This is a genomic window from Bartonella sp. AA78NXGY, from assembly GCF_042197005.1.
GTDB lineage: Bacteria > Pseudomonadota > Alphaproteobacteria > Rhizobiales > Rhizobiaceae > Bartonella.
Genome location: NZ_JBHIRI010000001.1, coordinates 58,663 through 80,481 on the forward strand (window position 1 = coordinate 58,663; position 21,819 = coordinate 80,481).

A 21,819-nucleotide genomic window follows, 5' to 3' on the forward strand; every position below is an offset into this window, starting at 1 on the left:
ACCTTAGCTTTCAAGCAATAATAAACTCTTTCATTCATCTGAATGTTGCAAATCCTTGCGATAAAACATTATCGCCGCGTTTATTTCTCCTCCCAAAATAAAAATTGCACTCAATATGTAGAGAAAAATAATAGCAACCATAATAGATGCCAACCCTGCATAGGTAGAAATATAATCAAACATCGTTAAATATTGCGCAAAAGCGATAGAAGCCATAAACCATATAAACATTGTCACCACTATTCCTGGTAAAATATCTATAATTTTCCGCCGCCCTGCTGGAAGCCATTTATGAACAATCAAAAGACTGATAAACAAAATAACGATTGCAACTGTATAACGCCATACACGAATAACAGCAATATATTCAGTCATAAAAAAAGAATGATTTTGCATAATTTTGATCAACAAAGGCGCCAGAATCAATAAAAAACTAATCACAACAAGACCAACAGCTCCAAGGATTACAAAAAACAGACTTTGAAAACGACAAAATAACAAACTCCGTCGATCAGTAACACGGTAAGCTTTATTTAAAGCCGTACGCAAAGCCTCTATCCCATTAGAAGCAAAATAAGCCGTTCCAATGACAGAAAGCGTCAACACACCTCCTCGATGAATGGTTAAAACATTAACAATTTCCTGAGATAAAGGCTCTGCAATAACATCAGGCAATAACTGCACCAGTGCTTTAATTTTCTGCGGTGTATAGGTAAAAGCACCTAGAAAACGAGCAAACGATGTTCCAAAAATAAAAAAAGGGAAAAATGCTAAAAGCCCCGATAGCGCAACATGGCTTGCAAAAGCACTCCCACTATCACGCCAATAATGACTTACTGCGTCACCAAAAATACGATAGCTATACCAAAAGATATTTTTTAACAAAACTCAATACTTTCTGGTAAAACTCTTCCTCAGTCTATTTCAAGTTTTATAAAAATCATCAAAACTCTGCAAATAAACATTTTGCAATGTTGCAATATAAAGGTTAATAATCAATACGGTCAAGCCCGACTTTATACGAAAACAAAAACAATAACCCACTCTATGAAGTTCTACAACGACCTCATTTTTTTGTTACTTCTACAGATCAGTAACCTCTTCTGTACATCATATGCCCTATAGAGAGCTAAGGCAAGATGATCGTGCACACATAAAACCTTTTAAAGTCATGATTATCTGTATCGGAGCAATCGCCCCTCCTTTTTATTGCAATCTATGACTGAAGAAAGAAAAAACTTCTTATTGATTTCTAGAAAAAACCAACGAAATTCAACAAAACCCCCTTGCTTTTATTCACCCTTTTTTAGAAACACTCTGACGTCCAAAATCAGGAGCATCAATTTCCTGGCCAGCATCAATAATATTGCGACGCACAGCACGCGTACGTGTAAAAAAGTTAAACAGTGTCTCACCATCTCCTAAATGAATTGCACGTTCTAAAAAAGCAAGCCCTTCACTAAAACGACCCAACATTTCTAAAATAGCATCTTTATTATGCAAACAAATATCTCGCCACATAACGGGATCAGAAGAGGCCAAACGCGTAAAATCACGAAAACCAGAAGCGGAATAAGCAATCACTTCCGAATTTGTTACTTTTTCTAAATCACTCGCTGTCCCAACAGTATTATACGCAATCAAATGGGGTAAATGTGAAACAATAGCCAAAACAAGATCATGATGCTTAGGTTCCATCTTTTCGACACGCGCACCACAAGCTTCCCAAAACGCTGTTAATTGTGCGACCGCAGCAGCATCGCTATCCGCAAAAGGCGTTAAAATACACCAACGATTCATAAATAAATCAGCAAAACCAGCATCCGGTCCTGAATATTCCGTTCCAGCAATTGGATGCCCTGGAATAAAATGAACCGTTTTGGGCAATAAAGGTGCCATTTCCGCAATAACCAACGCTTTCGTAGAACCAACATCACTCACAATCGCTCCAAGTTTTAAATGATCACGAATGGTTTTTGCCACTTCTGCACTAGCCCCAACAGGAACAGAAAGAATAACCAAATCTGCTCCTTCAACAGCTTTTGCATTATCTGTCGTATAAAAATCCCCAAGCTCCAATTCACGCGCTCTTTTCAGGGTTTCTGGACGACGTGTTGCAATAGAAATCTGAGCCGCAAGATTTTTCTTTTTAATCACTCTTGCTAAAGAAGACCCAATCAGACCGATCCCAATGAGTGCTATTTTTTCAAACTGAATATGGAGCATCTTTCACCTTCAAAGATTCTTTGCAAATGGCAATAAAGACAATTGTAAAATCACAATTTTCTTGTTTGTTTGTTCAAGAGTTATGCGTAAAACATTAAAAAATGACAACTAGGGAATAAAGAATAACGCAGTTTACCAATTATCACCTGCGCAAGCTGACAACAGATCACTTTACCTAGAAAACACATAAAAAATAAATGACGAGAAATCTAACATCACGCTCTAAAACTCCCTCTTAATTACTGATCAAAGCGCATCACCGGAACAAAATAAAATGCACTCTCAATTAGGATAACAACGACTCTACATAAAATCTCATCAGTTTACTTTATCTTACTAATTTACTCACAAAAAAACACATCAAAAGCGTAAGCGGACACTAACTCTTCTCCAATTATCCCGATACGTTCATTAATTTGTACATTAGACCTATATAAAAACGTATTACGCCTCCACCTACAACATCAACATGAGTTTCGCGAATATTGAAAACACCGTAAAACAACGCATACCAAAAGATACCATTAAAAACATTTTCCTCTCCCGATTCCGGATACCATAAATCAAATAAATATGAGAAAAACACGCCCTCTCAATAAAGAAAAAGTTTGATAACAAAAACACTGAACATCCCTTTAATGGAATCACAACCCTCGCGTAAAATAGAACGCCCTCAACAGAATAGATTTGGATTACAAATTCATGCGTTTGTTTTAAAAAGGCATCTCGCTCCCCAGCCTATCTCACGACAATGTTCGTAAATGTTATAACTATAAATCCATTAAGCACGACCCTCTTTACACTTAATAAAACACTATCATTATATTTTCCTGCCCCCAATGTTGCAAAAAACCTTGGAATTTGAGAGCATTCATAAGAGGCATTTTTAGTGCTTTCTTGTACAGTTTTTATCCACACGCCCCCCACTTATGACGTGCAAAAGACATTGTTCTGATTGATTTAATATGAAAAATAATAAATTATTAATAATAAACGATGACTAGCTCTGTTTATGAGACACATTCATTGCTAAGATAATCATCTCTGTATCAAACATAAAAGTTTCCCCATAGGTGCTGTGGTTTTCATCATAATCTATTTTGACTTTCTTCTCATCCCATGAAGATTCTTAATTCATACTGATCTGCAAACAATTCATTTTCTTGTCTAAAAGATTCCTCTGGCTCACTATTTTAAGTGATTCAATTAATCTATAATACATTGATTTATAAAAATAATACTTTTTTTCAATTTGAATCATAACTTCGAATACTGTAAAATTCTTCCATCACAAACCCTCTTATCAATTAAAATCTCTTGGCTACACGTCACAAGAAGACATGTGAGAAAAAATGATGAAAAACGCTCTCTAATGCTAAAAACTGTAGTAACATTAGAGGCTAGCAAAGTATATAATGAGTGTCGACTTGCGCTTTTATTAAGCATAAAGATAGAGTTGCTCTATGGATTTTATATTCTTCACAAGGAACTTTACTTCTACACCATTCATAAACACCGCCGCGAAATAGATATGACGCGCATTGAAAAATATTTCTAAGAAAGCGTATGAATCTACCATACAAGTGTCTTCTGTTGTTTGAGATACTCTGTTTTACATGGGGGTGTTACTCCATTAAGACTCTATGAACCAACCTAATATTCACCAAATACCCACACAAAAAAACATCGAACACATAAAATTTGATATGGGCCTCGTATCACTACCCTAAAAACAGTATTTTACGACACAACAAAATAATAAAACTGTTTCAAAATGGCCTTTTGAAAATAAACTATTTCTTTTGAAGAAAAATTTCTATCAAGCTTTCAAGCTCCTAAAATGCATCCTCAAAAATACAAGTTCCACCAACCTCTACTTGATAGCATAACAGTTTTAATTACTGAAAATACCTCTGTGGTATACCAAAAATAAAAAATCATTATATTTCTAGGCTGTTAAGCTGCCATCTGGCGTCGTGCAATAATTGTAAGCCCTAACAAAACTTGACGAATGATAGCTTCGCCCAAAAGTGGATTTTTACGACTGTCTAAAACAGCACTCTGAATTCTTTCCATTGCATAAGAAATTTGTTCTAACTTCCAATATTTTAAAGCTTGTTCAACGATCTTTTTCCGTTGAAAAAAAATGGGAGGGCGTGCCTGAGAAACCACCGTAAAAGGTGAATTTCCTTCAACCTCTACCTGATAACGCAATAGCTGTAATTGCTGAAAATGCCTTTGAGCTGTACTCAAAATTAAAAAAAGTGCCCCCTGCACTGCTGCATGTCGGTTAAAATGCGCTTCAAAGCCTGATATATCGCCCAATAAAAGAGCATCAATGACTTCATCTTGAGAAAGAGCACTGACATCGCTTACAACAGCTTTCACATCTTCAAGAGTAATATGAACATTTGCAGCGTAAAGACAAAGCTTTTCTAATTCACCTCGTGATACAAGGCGATCCGCCCCTAAACATTCATGCAACCATCTACGTGCATCTAAAGAAAGAGTCTTCTTAAACTGTCCTAAAACCTCATCAATCAAACCGTCAAGAGACCGCATATCATCGGCAAAACAGGGTAAAGCCATCGCTTTTGATGCTGTTTCAACAGCATTGCGCAACCCTGTTCCTTTTTTTAAATCCCCTGCCTCAATGAGAATAAAACAAGCTTCTGGTGGTTTCTCAATTAAAAGTTTTAAGGCAGCAAGAAAACCTTTTTGGTTAGCAGCATTAGAGATCCATATCAAACGATCTCCCCCAAAAAGCGATAACGTACGCGCTTCATTTTCTAAACGTGCAGGATCTTTATCAATTTCAGCAGCATCCAAACGAATTGTCGAAAATGGATCTTCTATTGCTACCCGTGTAAGTTTTGCAAAACATTGTGCACGCTCACAAATAAGACCACGATCTGGCCCATAAATGAGAACAATAGGAAAAGCACGTGAAAAACGCATTAGAAACTGATCAACTTCATGTGCTTTTTTCTGAGCCACACTATTAATCCATTAACAGTTCATCATCATCAAGAACTTCCCCGCGAACTTTCTGAAACATGCCAATTAAATCATTGACATTCAAGCCCTTACGCTCTTCATGACAGACATCCAAAATCACTTTTCCACCATGCAACATCAAGGTGCGATCGCCATAATCAAGAGCCTGACGCATAGAATGAGTCACCATGATAGTCGTTAATTTTTTCTCTTCAACGATTTTTTCAGTCAACCGCATCACAAAATCAGCCATTCCAGGATCAAGTGCTGAGGTATGTTCATCAAGCAATAAAACATCCGCATGTGCTAACGTTGCCATCACAAGACAAACTGCTTGGCGTTGCCCACCTGATAAACTATCCATAGGATTATGAATATACGCTTCAAGACCAATGCCTAATTGAGCAATTTTCTCTCGAAAAAATTGCCGTTTCTCATAATTTAACGCCGCACGCAAACCACGACGACTTCCTCGAAGAGCAGCAAGAGCCAAATTTTCTTCAATTGTTAAAGAACCACAACTTCCCTCTAACGAATCTTGAAAAACACAAGCAATTTTTCCAGCGCGTTCACTGACTGATTGCCTAGAAACATTTTGTCCATTGATAACCACTTTCCCTGTTGAAGGAAGCGTTGCACCCGCTAAAACACTGAGCAAAGTTGATTTACCAGCACCATTTGAACCAATAACCGTAACAAAACTACCCTGATCAATTTTCAGGTTAATATCAATTAAAGCCTGTTTTTCCAAAGGTGTTTGCGGTTTAAATGTGACCCCAACATGAAAAAACTCAATCACGTTTATGCCTCCTCCAATAGCGTGGCACAATAAGGGTTAAAATAACCAACAGTGAAGTAATCAACTGAAGATCTGTCGACGTATCAATACCAATGCCATTTGCTTCAAATGCAAATTGCACCGCCACACGATAAAGCACAGACCCTACAATACAGCTGATTATAATCCAAAAAATATTGCGCGTACGAAAGAGAGTTTCACCGATAATCACGGCTGCCAATCCAAAAACAATTGTTCCAATTCCACCGGTAATATCTGTTGCAATCGCAGTTTGAATATAAAGAGAACCACCAAGTGCCACACACGCATTGGAAAGCCCCATTCCAAAATATATCAATGCTGATGTATGAACACCTTGCGCCGTCGCCATGCGTGGATTAGCTCCCATTGCACGCATAGCAAGACCAATTTCACTTTCCAAAAAGCGCCAAATCAAAAACGCCATAACGAGCAACACAATACCAACGAAAAGAGGACGCACAAAAATATCAGACAAACCAAACAGATTATAAAAGGGCGTTAACGCCGTATCAGCAAGAGCTAAATTAACATTAGACCCTCCCATAATTCCCATAATACGAAGATTAACCGTATAAAGTGCCGACATTGTTAAAATAGAAGCTAAAAGATTCAAAATGCCAAAACGCAAATTCAACATAGCTGTTAATAAACCAGCCACCATACCTGCACAAAAAGCGCATGCCATAGCTGTCCATGCATTGAAACCCAAGAGAATCAAAACACCACAGACACAGGATCCAAGAAGAAACGATCCATCAACCGTTAAATCAGGAAAATCTAAAACCCGAAATGAAAGATAAACCCCTATAGCAACAAACGCATAAATAAGGCCTAATTCCACAGCACCAGAAAACGCAAATATATTCATGTAAAGACAATCCCCATGAAAACTTAACGTATTTTTATTGTATCAACACTCTATCAATAAAAGTTATTGAATCACTTTTGTTGCACGATCAATAACTGCCTGCGGAATAATAATCCCTGCTTTTTGGGCTGCTTTCAAATCAATTCGAATGTCATTATTAGCCGCCTGCACAACATCAATATCACCAGGCTTTTCACCCTTTAGAATACGCACAACCAATTTCCCAGCATCAACCCCTACATCATAGAAATTCACACCTTGCGTCATAAAAGGCCCACGCCCGATAGTATTAGCATCAACAGTAAATACAGGCATATTGGCTTCCTCTGAGACCTTTATTGCACCTTCTAAAACAGATAAAATCGTATTATCAGCAGGAACAAAAATAATATCGACCTTACCGATTAAAGCGCGTGTTGCTGCCTGAACATCTGAAGGCTTTGGTGCCGATGAGGGAATAATTTCAATTCCAGCTTTTTTTGCTACATCCTTTAACGTTTTAAGTGTCGAAACAGAATTTGCCTCAGAAGCATTATAAAGATAACCAATTTTTTTCAAATCTGGTTTTACTTCTTGTAAAAGTCTAACACTTTCTGCAACATCTATACGATCAGAACTCCCCGTCATATTACCGCCAGGTTTGGTAAGTGAAGAAACGATTTTAGCTCCGATAGGATCAGAAATTGCTGCAAAGACGATAGGAATTGTTTTTGTTGCCGCAAGCATCGTTTGTGCTGAAGGCGTGGTAATTGCTACAATAACATCGGGTTTATCACCAACAAATTTACGTGCAATTTGCGTTGCTGTTGAAATATTACCCTGCGCTGATAAAAAGGTAAGTTGAAAATTTTCACCTTGCTTATAACCATTTGCTGCAAGCACATCTTCCACACCTTTACGAACAGCATCCGCAGCAGGATGGACCATAATTTGCGTTATTGCAACTTTAACGTGTTTAACTTGGTCATCGGCCTTTGCAACACTGTTCATCATAAAAACAGTTGCAATGATAATCCCTAATATATTTATTCTCTTCAACATTATATTCCACCCCTCTCCATGCAAAAATTAAAAAAGGAATAATTTATTACTGAAGAATTTTCTAAAATCAATCTTTATTTCATTTTATTTAAACATGGACAAAATAAATCAAACTAAAATGATATTTTTTTGTTGCAATTCGTAGAAGCCTACGCCATACAGACAAGATATATATCGAATCGGTAAGCGGGTGTAGCTCAGGGGTAGAGCACAACCTTGCCAAGGTTGGGGTCGTGGGTTCGAATCCCATCGCCCGCTCCATTGAATTTTGTATTTATTCGTTCTTGTATGGAGTTATAGTGTAGCTTGCCAGCGGTTTTTGTATATTTTGCCACTGTAGCTTGCCAGCAGGTTTTGTATATTTTGCCACTAGGTTTTGTACCAATTTATTTTTTTCAAAGAGTTTTTAAGGGGTTCTCAAAGGGTCTTCAAAGACCTTTCAAAGATCATTTAAAGGTCTTTTATGTGTATTGTTTCTTTTTCTATATCGCAGTCGATGATGAAAAATCTCTCACGCTAATTGTAATTATTTTCAAACGAAATAACTGTTTTCACCTATTATTTAGAGTAAATTAAGTTTTTGGGATTTCTGGCACATCATTTGATAATCCTCTTTCTTGAACAAATTCTTATCCAGAATAATCTTCAATACAAAAATAAATTAATAACTTGGTTTATAAAGATAATTTATAATTATTCATATTGAGCAAGCGTCTAAAATATCATAGGATTATCTCATTTCAAATCTCTATACATTAAAATCACTCACAATCATCTGCTCATGCATAACAGGAAAAATTGAGGCATCAATAAAATTCACTTGAAGAAAGGAATAAAAACTCTTCTTCTGAACACTCTGAAATACCAAAGATTATCGCAAAATTGGGAGCTAAAATAGTATAGGGGAGTACCCCTTTCACCTTGAAAACGTAAAAATGGGAAGCATAATAGCTTTATACACTTCATAGAGGCTTTAGACCATTCACGAACGTTATTATAAAATGGATATGACACACTTTGAGAGAAATCTCTTTAAAATAGACATGTGAATTAACAATATAAATGCATTCTATTTTACATGAGGAGCATAACTTCAAATCAAGATAAGGTAACATAAAGTATTGAAACCATCATAGCGCACAATAAAATCAGACCATTTTAAATATTTAATGGTAGCCTCTGCTAAACAACAGAATGAAAATTCAATTTTGAAAAGATTAAACCATATGCTACAGGTCTATTGAAACTCCGATTGTGTAATCGACTACCTTCTCGCTAAAACTTAATCACTATAAATATAAAAACCTTAAAGTCCGCTCTAAATTCGTAAAAGTTTCTAGATCTTGCTGTATTAAATGTTGAAACTCCTCATGGCTACTCATCTGAAACGCCAATAATTTCATAAAGCAGTTCCATAAAAAAGGATAATGACGTTGTAATATCCGAAAAAAATTTACCACATCACCTGAAAGATCATTGATAATTCCATCAGGAAGTATCAATTTCTATTTAGAAAACCCTATCCATGCCGACAAAAACTATGTAAATGTTAGATATATAATAATTTTGATGACGATTTTGGCTCATCCTGTTTTGCCACCAATATAAGAAACAGCGAATATAGTGGATCCGCTAGTTTTAATATCGCCTTGTAAAAGGTTTTTCCCTCTACTCTTTTTGCTATCAAATCCTGATTTTACAATTCCTTGCTCTCTTTTTTATACTCAAAATTGCCTCTGAAACAGGATAGATTAATCGTAAAAAATATATAAAAGAAACAAATTATAACATTTTTTCTTATCCTTCTTAATACAAAATAACTGTTAAGCTACAATGCGCTAACACTTATCAGTCACAAGTCCAAAACTTCATATAATGACGAAACAAATTCATAGAGTGAAGATTTTTCACTATCAACCGTTGTATTAATCTTTCCATAATGCATAAAAATGATGAAGCGGCCCTCGCCCTTTCCCTACTTTTAAAGCATCTGAGGCAGTTAAAGCGCCATGCAAATAATCTTTTGCTTGTTTAACAGCGCAATCCAAAGGTTGAGTAGGTAACAGAGCTGCAATGGCAGCAGAAATGGTACACCCTGTCCCATGATCATGAGTGGTTGAAAGACGAGAAGCTTCAAGTATAAAAAGGTTTTCACAATCACAATAAAGATCTGGACTAGAACAATCGTAATTTTCTGTACTATTTTTGGTCAGCGTATTCAAATGTCCCCCTTTTAACAAAACTGCATGACACCCTAGCGCCAAGAGTCGTGGAGCATATTGATACATAGTCTCTAAAGACCATCGCACTTCACATCCCAATAACAATGCAGCTTCAGGCAAATTTGGCGTGATCAAAGTTGACATCGGCACAAGAACATCACGCATAATTTCAATTGCATCAGACTTTAAAAGAACATCACCACTTTTTGCAACCATAACCGGATCAAAAACAATGAAACGCGCTTTATGATAAGCAAGACGTTCTGCAATAACCTGTGCAATCTGAGCATTTGCAACCATACCAATTTTAACGGCATCAACATGAATATCCTCAAAAACAGAATCAATTTGATCTGCAACAAAAGAAGCATCTAATGCCTGAAAAGAACGCACACCCTGAGTATTTTGTGCAACAACAGCTGTAACCACACTCATACCATAAGTTTTCATAGCTGAAAAAACCTTCAAATCCGCCTGCATTCCAGCGCCACCAGAAGGATCTGTTCCCGCAATAGATAAAATCCGTGGAATAAAAAGTTTATCTTTTTGTAATTCCATCAACCTCTTTCCTTCTGTTTTTAAATATCGGAAAATGAGTTACCGAAAAATAGATGCTTGAAAAAATATAAAGAAGATGTTTTCTCACGTGAATTATATTATATACGAAGTCTTCTTATAGATATAAAATGGAAAATGTAGTGCTTATCCTTCGTTCTATTCTTTTTACGTTCGCTTTTTATACATCAACTTTCATACAAATGATTCTTTACGCTCCCGTTTATTTTTTAATGCCCCGCAAAAAGGCATGGATTGTTCCTAAAACATGGGCGCGCGTTACACTCTTTTTGCAAAAATACATCGCAGGCACAAGTTATGAGATTGAAGGTTTAGAAAATCTTCCCAAAGGACCCTATATCATTGCTCCAAAGCATCAATCGGCTTGGGAAACTTTCAGTCTTGTTCCTTATTTTGATGATCCCACTCTCATTTTAAAACGTGAATTGATGTGGATTCCATTGTTTGGCTGGTATATGGCAAAAACGCAAATTATCCCCATTAACCGCACAACACCCATCAAAGCCTTAAAAATGATTATACAAAAAGCAAAAGAGAAAGTAAAACAAGGGCGCCAAATCTTGATTTTTCCCGAAGGAACACGCCGACAACCCGGTCAAGAACCAGATTATAAGTCAGGAATTGTCGCGCTCTATAATGAATTAGGACTTCAAGTTGTTCCTATTGCACATAATGCGGGTTTATATTGGCCACGCAATAATTTTCGCCGCTATCCCGGAACAATTCGTGTCCGTATTCTTCCCCCGATAGAGGCTGGTTTAAGCAAACGTGATTTTCTAGATCAACTTGTCCAAAAAACTGAAAAAGCGTGTGATGAACTGCTTCTCTTAGCAGCTCAAGACCCTACCCCTCCTCCTATGCCACCATACGCTGTTCAGAAACTTCAAAAACTAAATCAACATGAAACAATGCACTGATTGATAAGAATAATGCATAACTTTGTATATTGAGCGGAGTATAGGGAACAAAAATATAAGAAAGATACTTCAAACTTTCTAATTTAAAATTGTAAAACACTTGTACATGATAAGAAATGATCAATGTGTAAATTTTTTTGAAAAAGAATTCTTCCTCTCTTTAAAATCATTTAAATAACATACATCTCATTGATTTATAACGATGTTTTAGCGTTATTCAACTTGAATGAGAACCCTGAACACCGTAAGATTTTCTCATTTCAAATCTATTCTAGGTTGAATCAATTAGAATCATTTTCTTACACATTACAAGCGGGGATATCTGTGTGAATAAAACGATACAAGAAAAGATTAAAATGCTTTTTACGAACCGTCTCAAGTGCCAAGGGCTATCCTAACAGGAGAGCAAGAAAAATGCATGATTATGCAGATTCATTCCTTTCTGAGAAATTCAATTCCTCCAAGAACCTGAAATCTTGTACAATCTTCATTATTTAAAAAGTATTTCTTGAGATACTTAAGTCATCAAACCAAATTCAAGGGGAAAATAAAAATGAGAATTGGTTTTTATCCCACAGACACAACGGATACAGCAATTAACCATCTTTCCTTCCTATCCTAGACTTAAATGCTTTGTGTGCTACATTAAAACAATTCTAAATAACGAATAAGAGGGAACTAGATTTAAATTAATGCGACGTCTCTTCTATAATTTATTTTTTTCTGTGATTTTGAGTTTATCCAGCGCTGTTGCTCTAGCGCAGCCTTTTATTTCTGTTGATGTTACAACGAGGCGTATCTTAAAACATAATCAAGCTTTTGAGCGTTGGTATCCTGCTTCCTTGACAAAATTAATGACCGCTTATGTTATTTTTCGTGCCATGAGCCGAGGGGAAGTTTCACCAAACAAACATATCACCATCAGCGAATACGCCGCAAAAGCTCCCTCATATCGTTCAGGCTATAAAGCTGGTTCTGTACTCACACTTGATACAGCCTTAAGTATCACCATGGTTAAATCTACCAATGATTTAGCCATTGCCATGAGTGAAGCTGTTGCGGGTTCACAGAAAGATTTTGTACGTAAAATGAATAGCGAAGCTAAACGTTTAGGCATGTTTGGCACCCATTTTGCGAACGCAAGTGGTTTACCAGATCCTCAAAACTACTCCACGGCACGCGATATTGCTCTTTTAGCCGTTCAAATACGTCGAGAATTTCCACAATATGCTCATTATTTTTCTATTCCAGCCATTGATTTTGGTAATAATCGAAAAATCCAACATAACTCAAACAACCTCATTGGCCGTTTTTATGGGATAGACGGTATGAAAACAGGCTTTATTTGTGCCTCTGGTTTTAATCTTGTTGCCTCAGCCACCCGCAATAAACGTACAATTATTGCTGTCATTCTAGGTGCTAACAACATAAGTGAAAGAGAAGAAAAAGCTGCACAACTTCTTGAAATAGGATTTTTGCACCAAGGAAGCCCCCAATTAACACTAGCAACATTAAAACCTTATGGGAGCAACATAACACAAGCCAACAATATGAGACAACAAACATGCACACCTGAAGCCATAAAAATGCATGCAAATTCATATGATGATCAAGGAAATATTATTCTCACCTCACCTTTTATCACTGCTCCACCTTCTTTTTCTCATCCTTTATCAGTACACCTCATTCGTACGCCACAAACACCTAAAATGACAGTAAAACCACTAAGAAAACCCTATATTCCGTATAAAAGGCACGCAAACCATTCTATAAAAAGCCATAAATCATAATCTACAATTAATTATAATACTTTGATTTATAATCATAATTAATTATTTTGTACCTTATGTCAAAACCACAAGTATTGTAAGATTCTCTCATTTCAAATCTGTATTTGTTGAATCAATAAAACCAGTCTCTTGCGCGCCACAAGGTGGATGAACATGTAGATAAAATAATTAAAACAAGGAATAAAAATCCTTCCTATAAGTCCTTTCAAGAACCAAGAATTATCATAACATTGACGCTAAAAGTGTATAATATACCCACGTGCACCTACCTTTATAAGCGTAAAGATAGTGGTACAATGGATTTCATGGGGGATTAACCATTATATCCCTCACGGACATCATTATAAATTGCTTAGACATACTGAGATATATTTTTTAAAAACAAAACTATGATTGATGATTAACATGAAAATAAAGCGCATCCCTCTCACGCTTATTACGGGTTTTTTAGGCTCTGGCAAAACAACTTTGCTCAACCGTATGCTACAAGACCCTCTTCTAACAGAATGTGCTGTTATCATCAATGAATTCGGCGAAATCAGTATTGACCACCTTCTGGTTGAAAAAACGACAGAAGGAATTATTGAGCTTGCCAATGGTTGCTTATGCTGTAATTTACGCAGTGATCTCATCGACACATTAATTGATTTAATAAATCGCGTTCAGACAGGACAGATCAAACAACTCCATCATATTATCATTGAAACCACAGGGATGGCTGATCCCGCCCCTATTTTACAAATACTTTTAAGCCACCCATTGTTTATTCAAACATTGTCCATAAATGCTGTTCTTGCAACATTTGATACATTAAGTCCACTTTCCATATGTAAGCGCTATCCTGAAATATATAAACAATTAATATTTGCTGATAAAATCATTCTCACCAAAACAGATCTTAGAGACCCACAAACGCTTTCAGATGCACTCCTTAGCACACTTAAAACAATGAATCCTACAGCACAAATCATTGACGCCCATTCTAAAGATTTCTGTTCAAATCTATTAATAAATAACACATTATGGGATGAAAAAGTAGAAAATACAAAACTTAAACAAAATCTTACGACTACCCCACATGATCATACCCCCCATAAAACCATTCGTACCTTTTCACTAAACTGTGAGGGTCCTGTTGATTACGCCACAATTGAAGCTTTTTTAGATCTCCTACAAGAGCGTTATGGTACAAAATTATTACGTATTAAAGCAATTATCGCATTGCGTGATGACCCTTATCGCCCACTTGTATTACATGGCGTACAAACATTTTTTCATCCTCCCATAAGATTGCCGGCATGGCCAAAAGGAATAAAACAAACACGTTTTGTCATCATTGCCGATGGTGTTGAAAAAGACGCAATACAAAAGCTCCTCAATGCTTTTTTTAATAAACCAGCAATAGATACTGCAGACAAAACAGCTCTCTTAGAAAATCCTCTGATCATTCCAGGAATAAAATTTTAATTTTTTCTCCCCTTCAATGATATAATATTAAATTCATTGGCACCACCATCTTTATGCTTTTAAAGAAGCAAACCGGCACCATTACACACTTTGCTAATTCCCAATGTTGAAACAAGCCCTTGGTACTTGAGACGGTTTGTAAAAAGCATTTTAGTCTTTCTTGCACAGTTTCACCCACGCGGTTATCCCCGCTTGTAACGTGCAAGAAAATGGTTTTAATTTATTCAACATGGAACGGCTTTGAAATGAGAGAATCTTATGGTATTCAGGGTTCTAATTTAACTTGAATAACACTAAATTATCATTATAAATAAAATTGTTATGATAAAAAATTTAATATCCATCAATCTGCAAACAGATTGTTTTCTCTCTAAATGCGCTTCATCTGCAAACCACTTCATGTGATTCATTTCACAGACAGATTGACCAAATTCTTGGTTCTAAAATATTCTGCTCAACTCTATATTTATTCAAGCTAATTGAAATCAAAATCCCTGTTAAGAAAAAAACCAAAATCAGACAGAGGCAATATCGCATTTTAAAATATGTGAATGTGTCTTATATAACAGCACGACAAGACAATATTTTACAGCATAAAAGAATAAAACTCTTTGAAAGAAATAAAAAGAGAGGTGCATTTTATGTTAACTTACTCTTCACTAAAAACGAAGATTGACACCAGTGCCTATGTGCAAACAATCCAACTTCTTTGAGAAAATTCCTCTTGGCTTCCCACTTCATATGATTTACTTACATTAAGGCTCTATGAAAAAACTCTGCACTTTAAGACTATTGACCACTCACTTAAACACCTTGTGTGCAAAGTTTTTGCATATCCTGTATCGCCATTATTAAGTGATAGTGTTTACGGTGCTGTAAGATACAATAACACTTACTGCATTAGAGAAACTGAATTTTTATCAATATCGCGATTAAAAACGTAACGTTTTTCATAAACCTCAACAGTTGGAGGTTGACGATTTTTTTCAAAAAAATCATAACCTTTCTTAAGCATAACCCAGAATTGATAATGAGGATTCTTGCTATGACGTGACATATTATCCTCGGTCATGCGGAAAGGAAAAGCCTGCAACTGAAACTCTCTTTGTCCTCCTTTAAAAGCATCCCGTGCAAACGCATAAATCTGAGCCATGTTCTTATCACTCATAGAATAACAACCTGCGGAAAAGCAAGAACCATGCACCATAAGATTGCTTCCTGTGCGACCATTTTCCTGATCATAAAGGTTAGGAAATCCTATATTAAAAGAGAGATAATATTTTGAATAAGGATTCATTTGGTTTGCGCTAATAGTATAAAAACCCTCTGGTGTCTGAAGATCCCCTTCTTTATATTTAGGTCCAAGCTTACCAGACCATTTGCAAATGCCATAGCGAGCAACCAAGATAAAAGGTCCTGAACGAGATTGCTTCCAAACTTCAGCAAGATTTTCTTCCTTAAAAAACCGCATCATAATCGGTGCATAGGGATCTATATCATACAGAACCATTCTATTTTTGATTTCTTGCGGCAACGGCTGCTCAACTTTAGCGCGAATAGAGGCTGGTAATCTTCCTTCACATGCTGTCAATAGTCCCATTACAAACAACACACACACAGCAAGGAATCTGCTAAATGTCATCGAATAAAACTCCAATCCAACACCCCTCACAAAAAATAACCTATGTTAGAGATCGACCAATTTGAAGGTATTTTTCCCTTCGCTCTTGTTTAAGCACTTGACCATCTTTTCCAGCCATAGCTTTTAAAGCCTCTGAAATAACATCACCCGTTGCATCAATGACAATCTCTTTGCCACGATGCGCTCCCCCTAAAGGTTCCGAAATAATGCCATCAATAATCTTTAAGCGATACAAATCTTGAGCGGTAATACGCATATTCATTGCAGCATCTTTTGCACGAGCTGGATCACGCCATAAGATAGAAGCTGCTCCTTCTGGTGAAATAACAGAGTAAATTGCGTGCTCCAACATATAAACTTTGTTGGCAGCCGCGATTGCTATCGCCCCTCCAGAACCGCCTTCTCCAATAACAACAGAAACCACAGGAACTTTCAAACGCAAAGTTGTAGCTGTTGATTGAGCAATTGCTTCCGCTTGCCCACGTTCTTCAGCGCTTACCCCAGGATAAGCACCTGCTGTATCAATAAAAGTGAGGAGTGGCAAACCAAAGCGGTCAGCCATTTCCATAATACGTACAGCTTTACGATAGCCTTCTGGACGCGCAGAACCAAAATTATAGCGCAAACGTGTTTGCGTATCGTGACCTTTCTCTTGACCAATATAAGCAACGGCCTCACCTTTAAAGCGTGCAAACCCCGCTTGAATAGCCTCATCTTCAGCAAACTTTCGATCTCCGGCCAAAGGCGTAACGTCACTCAATAGGCGTTTAGAATAGTCCATAAAATGGGGACGATCCGGATGACGAGCGACTTGTGTTTTTTGCCACGGCGATAATTTTTTATAAATATCGCGCAACGCTGTTTGGGAACGCGTTTCAAGACGAGCAATCTCGTCACTCATATCAAGACTGCCTTTTTCCTGAGAAATTTTTTTTAATTCAAGAATTTTCCCATCAAGATCAGCAACTGGTTTTTCAAAATCAAGATAATTATACATTTGTGTCAACTCATTCAGTGTCACTTATACACTTATAATTTGCTTTATAAAGTCTTTTTCAAAAACATCACCTTTTCTTTAACGAGCCTTTTGCTCATCGGCAAGTGGATGATGCTCATTGACTAAACGATAAAGTCCCTCTTCCAACACATGGGTATAAATCTGAGTGGTAGCAATATCAGAATGACCTAACAAATGTTGAACGGCACGCAAATCAGCACCATTTTGCAAAAGATGACTAGCAAAAGCATGACGCAACACATGGGGAGAAAAGCTATCACTTCCTATCCCTGCTCTTCTAGCGAGATTTTTCAACTCTCGTGCAACGACTTGACGAGCAATATATCCTGTCTCGGAATGCGCAGGAAAAAGATAAGAACTCGTAGCGTCCTTTCCCTGATCACGCAAATTTAACCACTGTGAAAGAACTTGGCATGCTTTTTTTGATAACAGCACCATTCGTTCTTTTTTGCCCTTACCACGAACCAAAACGCTGTATTCATTCCTTCGAACAGACTGAACCGGCAGACTCACCAACTCACTAATACGTAACCCTGTTGCATAAAGCATTTCAATCAATAGCTGAAGACGCAGTGCACGGAAATAACCTTTGGACCCATAGTCTGCTTGATTGACTTCTAACTCCGCAAAATCAAGCAATTTTATCACTGCATCTTCACTCATGATTTTGGGCAAAGGACGCCTCTGACGAGGTGCATCAATATCATGAGAGGGATCATCTGCTCTCAACCCTTCAGCATAAAGGAATTGATAAAACTGACGCAAAGTTGATAAACGGCGCGCTTGCGACGATGCCGCAAAACCAAAAGTATGCATAAGTGACAAAAGAGTAATTAAATCTTCTTTTTGTGCTGAAAAAAGCGAAACAGAGTGTGAAGACAATTCGTCTTGTGCCCACTGCAAATCATGCTGATAAGCCGCAAGCGTATGAGACGAAGCCCCTCTCTCCGCACTCATCATCTCAAGAAAATGATCTATCACAGCACCACTTTTCATTTCATTGATTCGCTTCCGTAGAAAGATTCCATGAATCCAAGGGAACATCAATGTACATATCCACAGTTACTGGTTCAACCCAAACCACAAGAGCACCCATTATAATGAAAAGAACAGAAAGCAAAATGAAAAGAATCATCAAAAATCTAGTCAATGTTGGCATAAGACAATAACCTACCCAAAAATATTCTATCTCGTATTATGCCTCACAAAGATTAACAGGAATTGACTTTAAGATGGATAAATGCCGAAATAAAGTTATGAAAAGCAATCGACAAAAACGCGTCCCCATAACACAAATAAAGAATCAGCTCTTATCGTCCCTTGATAAAAGAGCACTTGTCCTTGTTGGTCTTATGGGGGCAGGCAAATCAGTGATCGGAAAACGCGTCGCCACCATGCTTCGTTTACCTTTTTATGATTCTGACCAAGAAATTGAAAAAGCTGCACAAATGACAATCACGGAACTCTTTGAAATTTATGGTGAATCCGAATTTCGTGCTCTTGAACAGCGTGTTATTCTAAACCTCATGAAAAAAAGTCCCCTTGTTTTAGCAACAGGTGGTGGTGCCTACATAAATGAAAATATCCGAAAAGCCATTCACAAAAATGGTATATCCATATGGCTAAAAGTCGATCTTGATATCCTCATGCAACGTGTCTCAAAGCACCCAACACGTCCCCTGCTTCAAACAGCCAATCCTAAAGAAACCATGCAAAAACTCATGGAACAGCGTTATCCTATCTATGCAAAGGCAAACTTAACAATTAACAGTCATAAAGAAAGCCGTCATACCGTAGCACAAAATGTTATACGATCCGTACAGCACTACCTATACACAGAAATTAACAATAGGGATAACCAGCATGCAAACCAAAACCGTCACTGTTAAACTGGACAAACACTGTTACGATATCATCATTGGTCCGGGTCTGATTACACAAGCTACTTCACAAATTAAACATGCTCTTAATAAAAAAGATCCTCATCAAACGCGCTTGGCACTTGTTACAGATACAAATGTTGCTTCCCTTCATTTGGAGATATTGCAAGCAGAATTAACAAAAAATAAAATTCATACTGTCCCTATTATTGTAGAAGCGGGAGAACAATCAAAATCATTTTCAACCCTGCAAGTTGTTATCGATCAAATTCTTGCTGCACGCTTAGAAAGAGGCGACTGTGTTATTGCTTTTGGCGGTGGTGTCATTGGTGATCTAGCAGGATTTGCGGCAAGTATAATCCGCCGTGGCATGAACTTCATTCAAATGCCCACAACGCTTCTTGCACAAATTGATTCTTCTGTTGGTGGAAAAACGGGAATCAATAGCCAATATGGCAAAAATCTTATTGGTGCCTTTTATCAACCACAATGCGTTATTGCTGACACGTGTCTTCTTGATACCCTGCCACCGCGTGAATTTCGCGCTGGCTACGCAGAAATAGTAAAATACGGTCTCATTAACCAACCTGACTTTTTTGAGTGGCTTGAAAAAAATGGGCAGAAAATTTTCTCTAATGGCCCTATGCGAACAGAGGCCATTGTTCGCTCATGCCAATTTAAAGCTGCCATTGTAGCACGTGATGAGTACGAAACGGGAGAGCGCGCACTCTTAAATCTCGGCCATACATTTGGACACATGCTTGAAACAGCAACCGCTTATGACTCCAACCGTTTAATCCATGGCGAAAGTGTAGCAATTGGGATAATTCTAGCTCATCAATTCTCTGCTCAATTAAATTTAATAAGCCCCACGCTTACACAACGCATTGAAGCGCACTTCAAATCTATAGGATTGCCTACACAATTAAAGGATATCCCAGGGTCTCTACCAGATGCTGAAACTTTAATGACTCTCATTGCCCAAGATAAAAAAGTTTCGCAAAACAATTTGACTTTCATATTAACACGCGGACTTGGCCAATCATTTATTGCAAAAAATGTTTCACCAGATGCAGTTTTATCCTTTTTGGAACAAAAATTAACAGAAATTCGTTAATTCATATTGAATATAATTGATTCGTTTTTATACTTCTATTAAAGATTAAATATGATGATGTCTGCGTAGCTCAGTAGGATAGAGCACAGGATTCCTAAAGAAATTGGGCACTTTGAGGAGAAATCCTCAAAGTGAATCTGCTCAAATTCGGGGAAAGCTTCATGGGCGACTATATGCCAATCCCGAGCCAAGTCTCTTTTCAAATGAGAGAAAGGTGTAGAGACTGAACGGGCAGCACCTAAAGAGCAAAAGCTTCAAGGTGAAGAGACAGTCCAGACCACAAACAGCCGATAAGGCTGGCGGTGAAAATCGAAGTGGTATGAATCCTGGGGTCGCAGGTTCGAATCCTGCCGTAGACACCATCGTATCAGTCAAATTATTCTTTGTGCACAATATTAGGAATATAGGGAAGCATCATGAAAAAAACTTTGCACATTTTAGGATTTTTCACCGCTTTAAGTTTATCACTCTTCAGCTCAAACAATAGCTTAGCTGGTTCTTTAATCATTGAAGTACCAGACAATCCAGAGCCCAAAACAGAGACCATTACCTATCAGTGTGAAACTGGAGCAGGTAAAGAGCGCATTGAGGCAGTCTATCTTAATGCTGATAATATTTCGTTGGTTGATTTCAAATGGAACGGTGACCGTGTCATTGCTGCTAATGTCATCGCGGCAACAGGAGCAAAATTTGCAGGAGCTCAGTATATCTGGTGGGAGAAGAACAAAGAAGTCACGCTTTATGACCTTGCTCAGGATCCAGAAGAAAAAAAACCTATCCTCTGTAAAGATGAGTCAACATTATTATTTTAAATAACACGGGAAATATTATGAAAAAAATTTCTTTTACTAAACAATTTTTCATTACTCTAAGTGTGCTCCTCCTCGGTTCAATTAATGCATTAGCAAGTTCTTTAGTCATTGAAGTACCAGATGATCCAGAACCAACAACAGAGACCGTCTCCTATCAATGCGATATGGGAACAAGCAAAGAGTATGTTGAAGCAACTTATTATAATGCTGGCAATATTGCGCTTGTTGATTTAAAATGGAACGGTAAGCGCATCGTTGGTTCTAATGTAATTGCCGCTTCTGGAGGAAAATATGTGGGTGGACAATACATTTGGTGGATAACTAAAAATGAAGCCATATTTTACGATCTTATTAATGATCCAAAAGAAGAAAAGCCCATCCACTGTGTAGAAGAAAAAAGCACAGAATAAGGAAGATTCTTACATT

General features: G+C 37.3%; 17 protein-coding genes and 1 tRNA gene. 8 read left to right on the plus strand and 10 right to left on the minus strand.

The window, feature by feature from the left end; all coding sequences use genetic code 11:
* Positions 1-30 precede the first annotated feature (30 nt).
* The 6 genes from ACFINL_RS00245 to ACFINL_RS00270 form a co-directional block, all read right to left on the minus strand.
* Positions 31-885, minus strand: a complete 855-nt coding sequence (locus ACFINL_RS00245; protein WP_375612213.1) for a YihY/virulence factor BrkB family protein — start codon at positions 883-885, stop codon at positions 31-33.
* Positions 886-1,296: 411 nt separating this feature from the next.
* The gene (locus ACFINL_RS00250) at positions 1,297-2,226 is read right to left on the minus strand and encodes a prephenate/arogenate dehydrogenase family protein (protein WP_375612212.1); all 930 of its coding nucleotides are present in this window, start codon (positions 2,224-2,226) and stop codon (positions 1,297-1,299) included.
* Positions 2,227-4,182: 1,956 nt separating this feature from the next.
* Positions 4,183-5,223, minus strand: coding sequence for a DNA polymerase III subunit delta (gene holA, locus ACFINL_RS00255; protein WP_375648870.1), 1,041 nt, complete (start codon positions 5,221-5,223; stop codon positions 4,183-4,185).
* A 4-nt stretch (positions 5,224-5,227) separates the two neighbouring features.
* Positions 5,228-6,022 carry an ABC transporter ATP-binding protein gene (locus ACFINL_RS00260; RefSeq protein ID WP_273790094.1) on the minus strand — a complete coding sequence of 265 codons (795 nt, stop codon included), beginning with the start codon at positions 6,020-6,022 and terminating at the stop codon, positions 5,228-5,230.
* On the minus strand, positions 6,015-6,911 hold the full coding sequence (locus ACFINL_RS00265) for an ABC transporter permease (RefSeq protein ID WP_375612210.1): 897 nt from the start codon (positions 6,909-6,911) through the stop codon (positions 6,015-6,017). Before ACFINL_RS00265 ends, ACFINL_RS00260 begins: the two co-directional genes overlap by 8 nt.
* Before the next feature lie 63 nt (positions 6,912-6,974).
* On the minus strand, positions 6,975-7,952 hold the full coding sequence (locus tag ACFINL_RS00270; RefSeq protein WP_375620923.1) for an ABC transporter substrate-binding protein: 978 nt from the start codon (positions 7,950-7,952) through the stop codon (positions 6,975-6,977).
* A gap of 186 nt (positions 7,953-8,138) precedes the next feature.
* On the opposite strand from ACFINL_RS00270, the gene ACFINL_RS00275 reads away from it, so the two are divergent.
* Positions 8,139-8,213, plus strand: a tRNA-Gly gene (locus tag ACFINL_RS00275).
* A 1,664-nt stretch (positions 8,214-9,877) separates the two neighbouring features.
* On the opposite strand, the gene thiD is transcribed toward ACFINL_RS00275, so the two are convergent.
* On the minus strand, positions 9,878-10,732 hold the full coding sequence (gene thiD, locus ACFINL_RS00280) for a bifunctional hydroxymethylpyrimidine kinase/phosphomethylpyrimidine kinase (RefSeq protein WP_375648877.1): 855 nt from the start codon (positions 10,730-10,732) through the stop codon (positions 9,878-9,880).
* A gap of 128 nt (positions 10,733-10,860) precedes the next feature.
* On the opposite strand from thiD, the gene ACFINL_RS00285 reads away from it, so the two are divergent.
* From ACFINL_RS00285 to ACFINL_RS00295, 3 genes are all read left to right on the plus strand, one after another.
* A complete protein-coding gene (locus tag ACFINL_RS00285) occupies positions 10,861-11,667 on the plus strand; it encodes a lysophospholipid acyltransferase family protein (RefSeq protein WP_375611308.1) in 807 nt (268 codons plus the stop codon).
* Between the two features lie 692 nt (positions 11,668-12,359).
* Positions 12,360-13,457 (plus strand): D-alanyl-D-alanine carboxypeptidase family protein, encoded by a 1,098-nt coding sequence (locus tag ACFINL_RS00290; protein WP_375611309.1) that lies wholly within the window; start codon positions 12,360-12,362, stop codon positions 13,455-13,457.
* Positions 13,458-13,862: 405 nt separating this feature from the next.
* Positions 13,863-14,924 carry a CobW family GTP-binding protein gene (locus ACFINL_RS00295; RefSeq protein WP_375648883.1) on the plus strand — a complete coding sequence of 354 codons (1,062 nt, stop codon included), beginning with the start codon at positions 13,863-13,865 and terminating at the stop codon, positions 14,922-14,924.
* 892 nt (positions 14,925-15,816) lie between these two features.
* Here ACFINL_RS00295 and ACFINL_RS00300 read toward each other — a convergent pair.
* The 3 genes from ACFINL_RS00300 to ACFINL_RS00310 all read right to left on the minus strand — a co-directional run bounded on the left by ACFINL_RS00300 (position 15,817) and on the right by ACFINL_RS00310 (position 18,580).
* Positions 15,817-16,566: a L,D-transpeptidase family protein gene (locus ACFINL_RS00300; protein WP_375611311.1), complete on the minus strand. Its 750-nt coding sequence runs from the start codon at positions 16,564-16,566 to the stop codon at positions 15,817-15,819.
* Positions 16,567-16,606: 40 nt separating this feature from the next.
* Positions 16,607-17,563 (minus strand): acetyl-CoA carboxylase carboxyltransferase subunit alpha, encoded by a 957-nt coding sequence (locus ACFINL_RS00305; protein WP_375611312.1) that lies wholly within the window; start codon positions 17,561-17,563, stop codon positions 16,607-16,609.
* Between the two features lie 78 nt (positions 17,564-17,641).
* Positions 17,642-18,580 carry a site-specific tyrosine recombinase XerD gene (locus tag ACFINL_RS00310; protein ID WP_375611313.1) on the minus strand — a complete coding sequence of 313 codons (939 nt, stop codon included), beginning with the start codon at positions 18,578-18,580 and terminating at the stop codon, positions 17,642-17,644.
* Between the two features lie 260 nt (positions 18,581-18,840).
* Between ACFINL_RS00310 and ACFINL_RS00315 the strand changes: the two genes are divergently transcribed.
* The 4 genes from ACFINL_RS00315 (at position 18,841) to ACFINL_RS00330 (ending at position 21,803) form a co-directional block, all read left to right on the plus strand.
* Positions 18,841-19,473: a shikimate kinase gene (locus ACFINL_RS00315; protein WP_375611463.1), complete on the plus strand. Its 633-nt coding sequence runs from the start codon at positions 18,841-18,843 to the stop codon at positions 19,471-19,473.
* The gene (aroB, locus tag ACFINL_RS00320; RefSeq protein ID WP_375611314.1) at positions 19,448-20,581 is read left to right on the plus strand and encodes a 3-dehydroquinate synthase; all 1,134 of its coding nucleotides are present in this window, start codon (positions 19,448-19,450) and stop codon (positions 20,579-20,581) included. Before ACFINL_RS00315 ends, aroB begins: the two co-directional genes overlap by 26 nt.
* A gap of 416 nt (positions 20,582-20,997) precedes the next feature.
* The gene (locus ACFINL_RS00325; protein ID WP_375611315.1) at positions 20,998-21,393 is read left to right on the plus strand and encodes an MliC family protein; all 396 of its coding nucleotides are present in this window, start codon (positions 20,998-21,000) and stop codon (positions 21,391-21,393) included.
* A 17-nt stretch (positions 21,394-21,410) separates the two neighbouring features.
* Positions 21,411-21,803, plus strand: a complete 393-nt coding sequence (locus ACFINL_RS00330) for an MliC family protein (protein ID WP_375611316.1) — start codon at positions 21,411-21,413, stop codon at positions 21,801-21,803.
* The last annotated feature ends 16 nt before the right edge of the window (positions 21,804-21,819 follow it).

Excerpts from the sequence above, each read along its gene's own strand:
- ACFINL_RS00250 (WP_375612212.1), bottom strand. The coding sequence starts at position 2,226 with ATGCTCCATATTCAGTTTGAAAAAATAGCACTCATTGGGATCGGTCTG.
- ACFINL_RS00265 (WP_375612210.1), bottom strand. The coding sequence starts at position 6,911 with ATGAATATATTTGCGTTTTCTGGTGCTGTGGAATTAGGCCTTATTTAT.
- ACFINL_RS00270 (WP_375620923.1), bottom strand. The coding sequence starts at position 7,952 with ATGTTGAAGAGAATAAATATATTAGGGATTATCATTGCAACTGTTTTT.
- thiD (WP_375648877.1), bottom strand. The coding sequence starts at position 10,732 with ATGGAATTACAAAAAGATAAACTTTTTATTCCACGGATTTTATCTATT.
- ACFINL_RS00285 (WP_375611308.1), top strand. The coding sequence starts at position 10,861 with ATGGAAAATGTAGTGCTTATCCTTCGTTCTATTCTTTTTACGTTCGCT.
- ACFINL_RS00290 (WP_375611309.1), top strand. The coding sequence starts at position 12,360 with ATGCGACGTCTCTTCTATAATTTATTTTTTTCTGTGATTTTGAGTTTA.
- ACFINL_RS00295 (WP_375648883.1), top strand. The coding sequence starts at position 13,863 with ATGAAAATAAAGCGCATCCCTCTCACGCTTATTACGGGTTTTTTAGGC.
- ACFINL_RS00300 (WP_375611311.1), bottom strand. The coding sequence starts at position 16,566 with ATGACATTTAGCAGATTCCTTGCTGTGTGTGTGTTGTTTGTAATGGGA.
- ACFINL_RS00305 (WP_375611312.1), bottom strand. The coding sequence starts at position 17,563 with ATGTATAATTATCTTGATTTTGAAAAACCAGTTGCTGATCTTGATGGG.
- ACFINL_RS00310 (WP_375611313.1), bottom strand. The coding sequence starts at position 18,580 with ATGAAAAGTGGTGCTGTGATAGATCATTTTCTTGAGATGATGAGTGCG.
- ACFINL_RS00315 (WP_375611463.1), top strand. The coding sequence starts at position 18,841 with ATGAAAAGCAATCGACAAAAACGCGTCCCCATAACACAAATAAAGAAT.
- aroB (WP_375611314.1), top strand. The coding sequence starts at position 19,448 with ATGCAAACCAAAACCGTCACTGTTAAACTGGACAAACACTGTTACGAT.
- ACFINL_RS00325 (WP_375611315.1), top strand. The coding sequence starts at position 20,998 with ATGAAAAAAACTTTGCACATTTTAGGATTTTTCACCGCTTTAAGTTTA.
- ACFINL_RS00330 (WP_375611316.1), top strand. The coding sequence starts at position 21,411 with ATGAAAAAAATTTCTTTTACTAAACAATTTTTCATTACTCTAAGTGTG.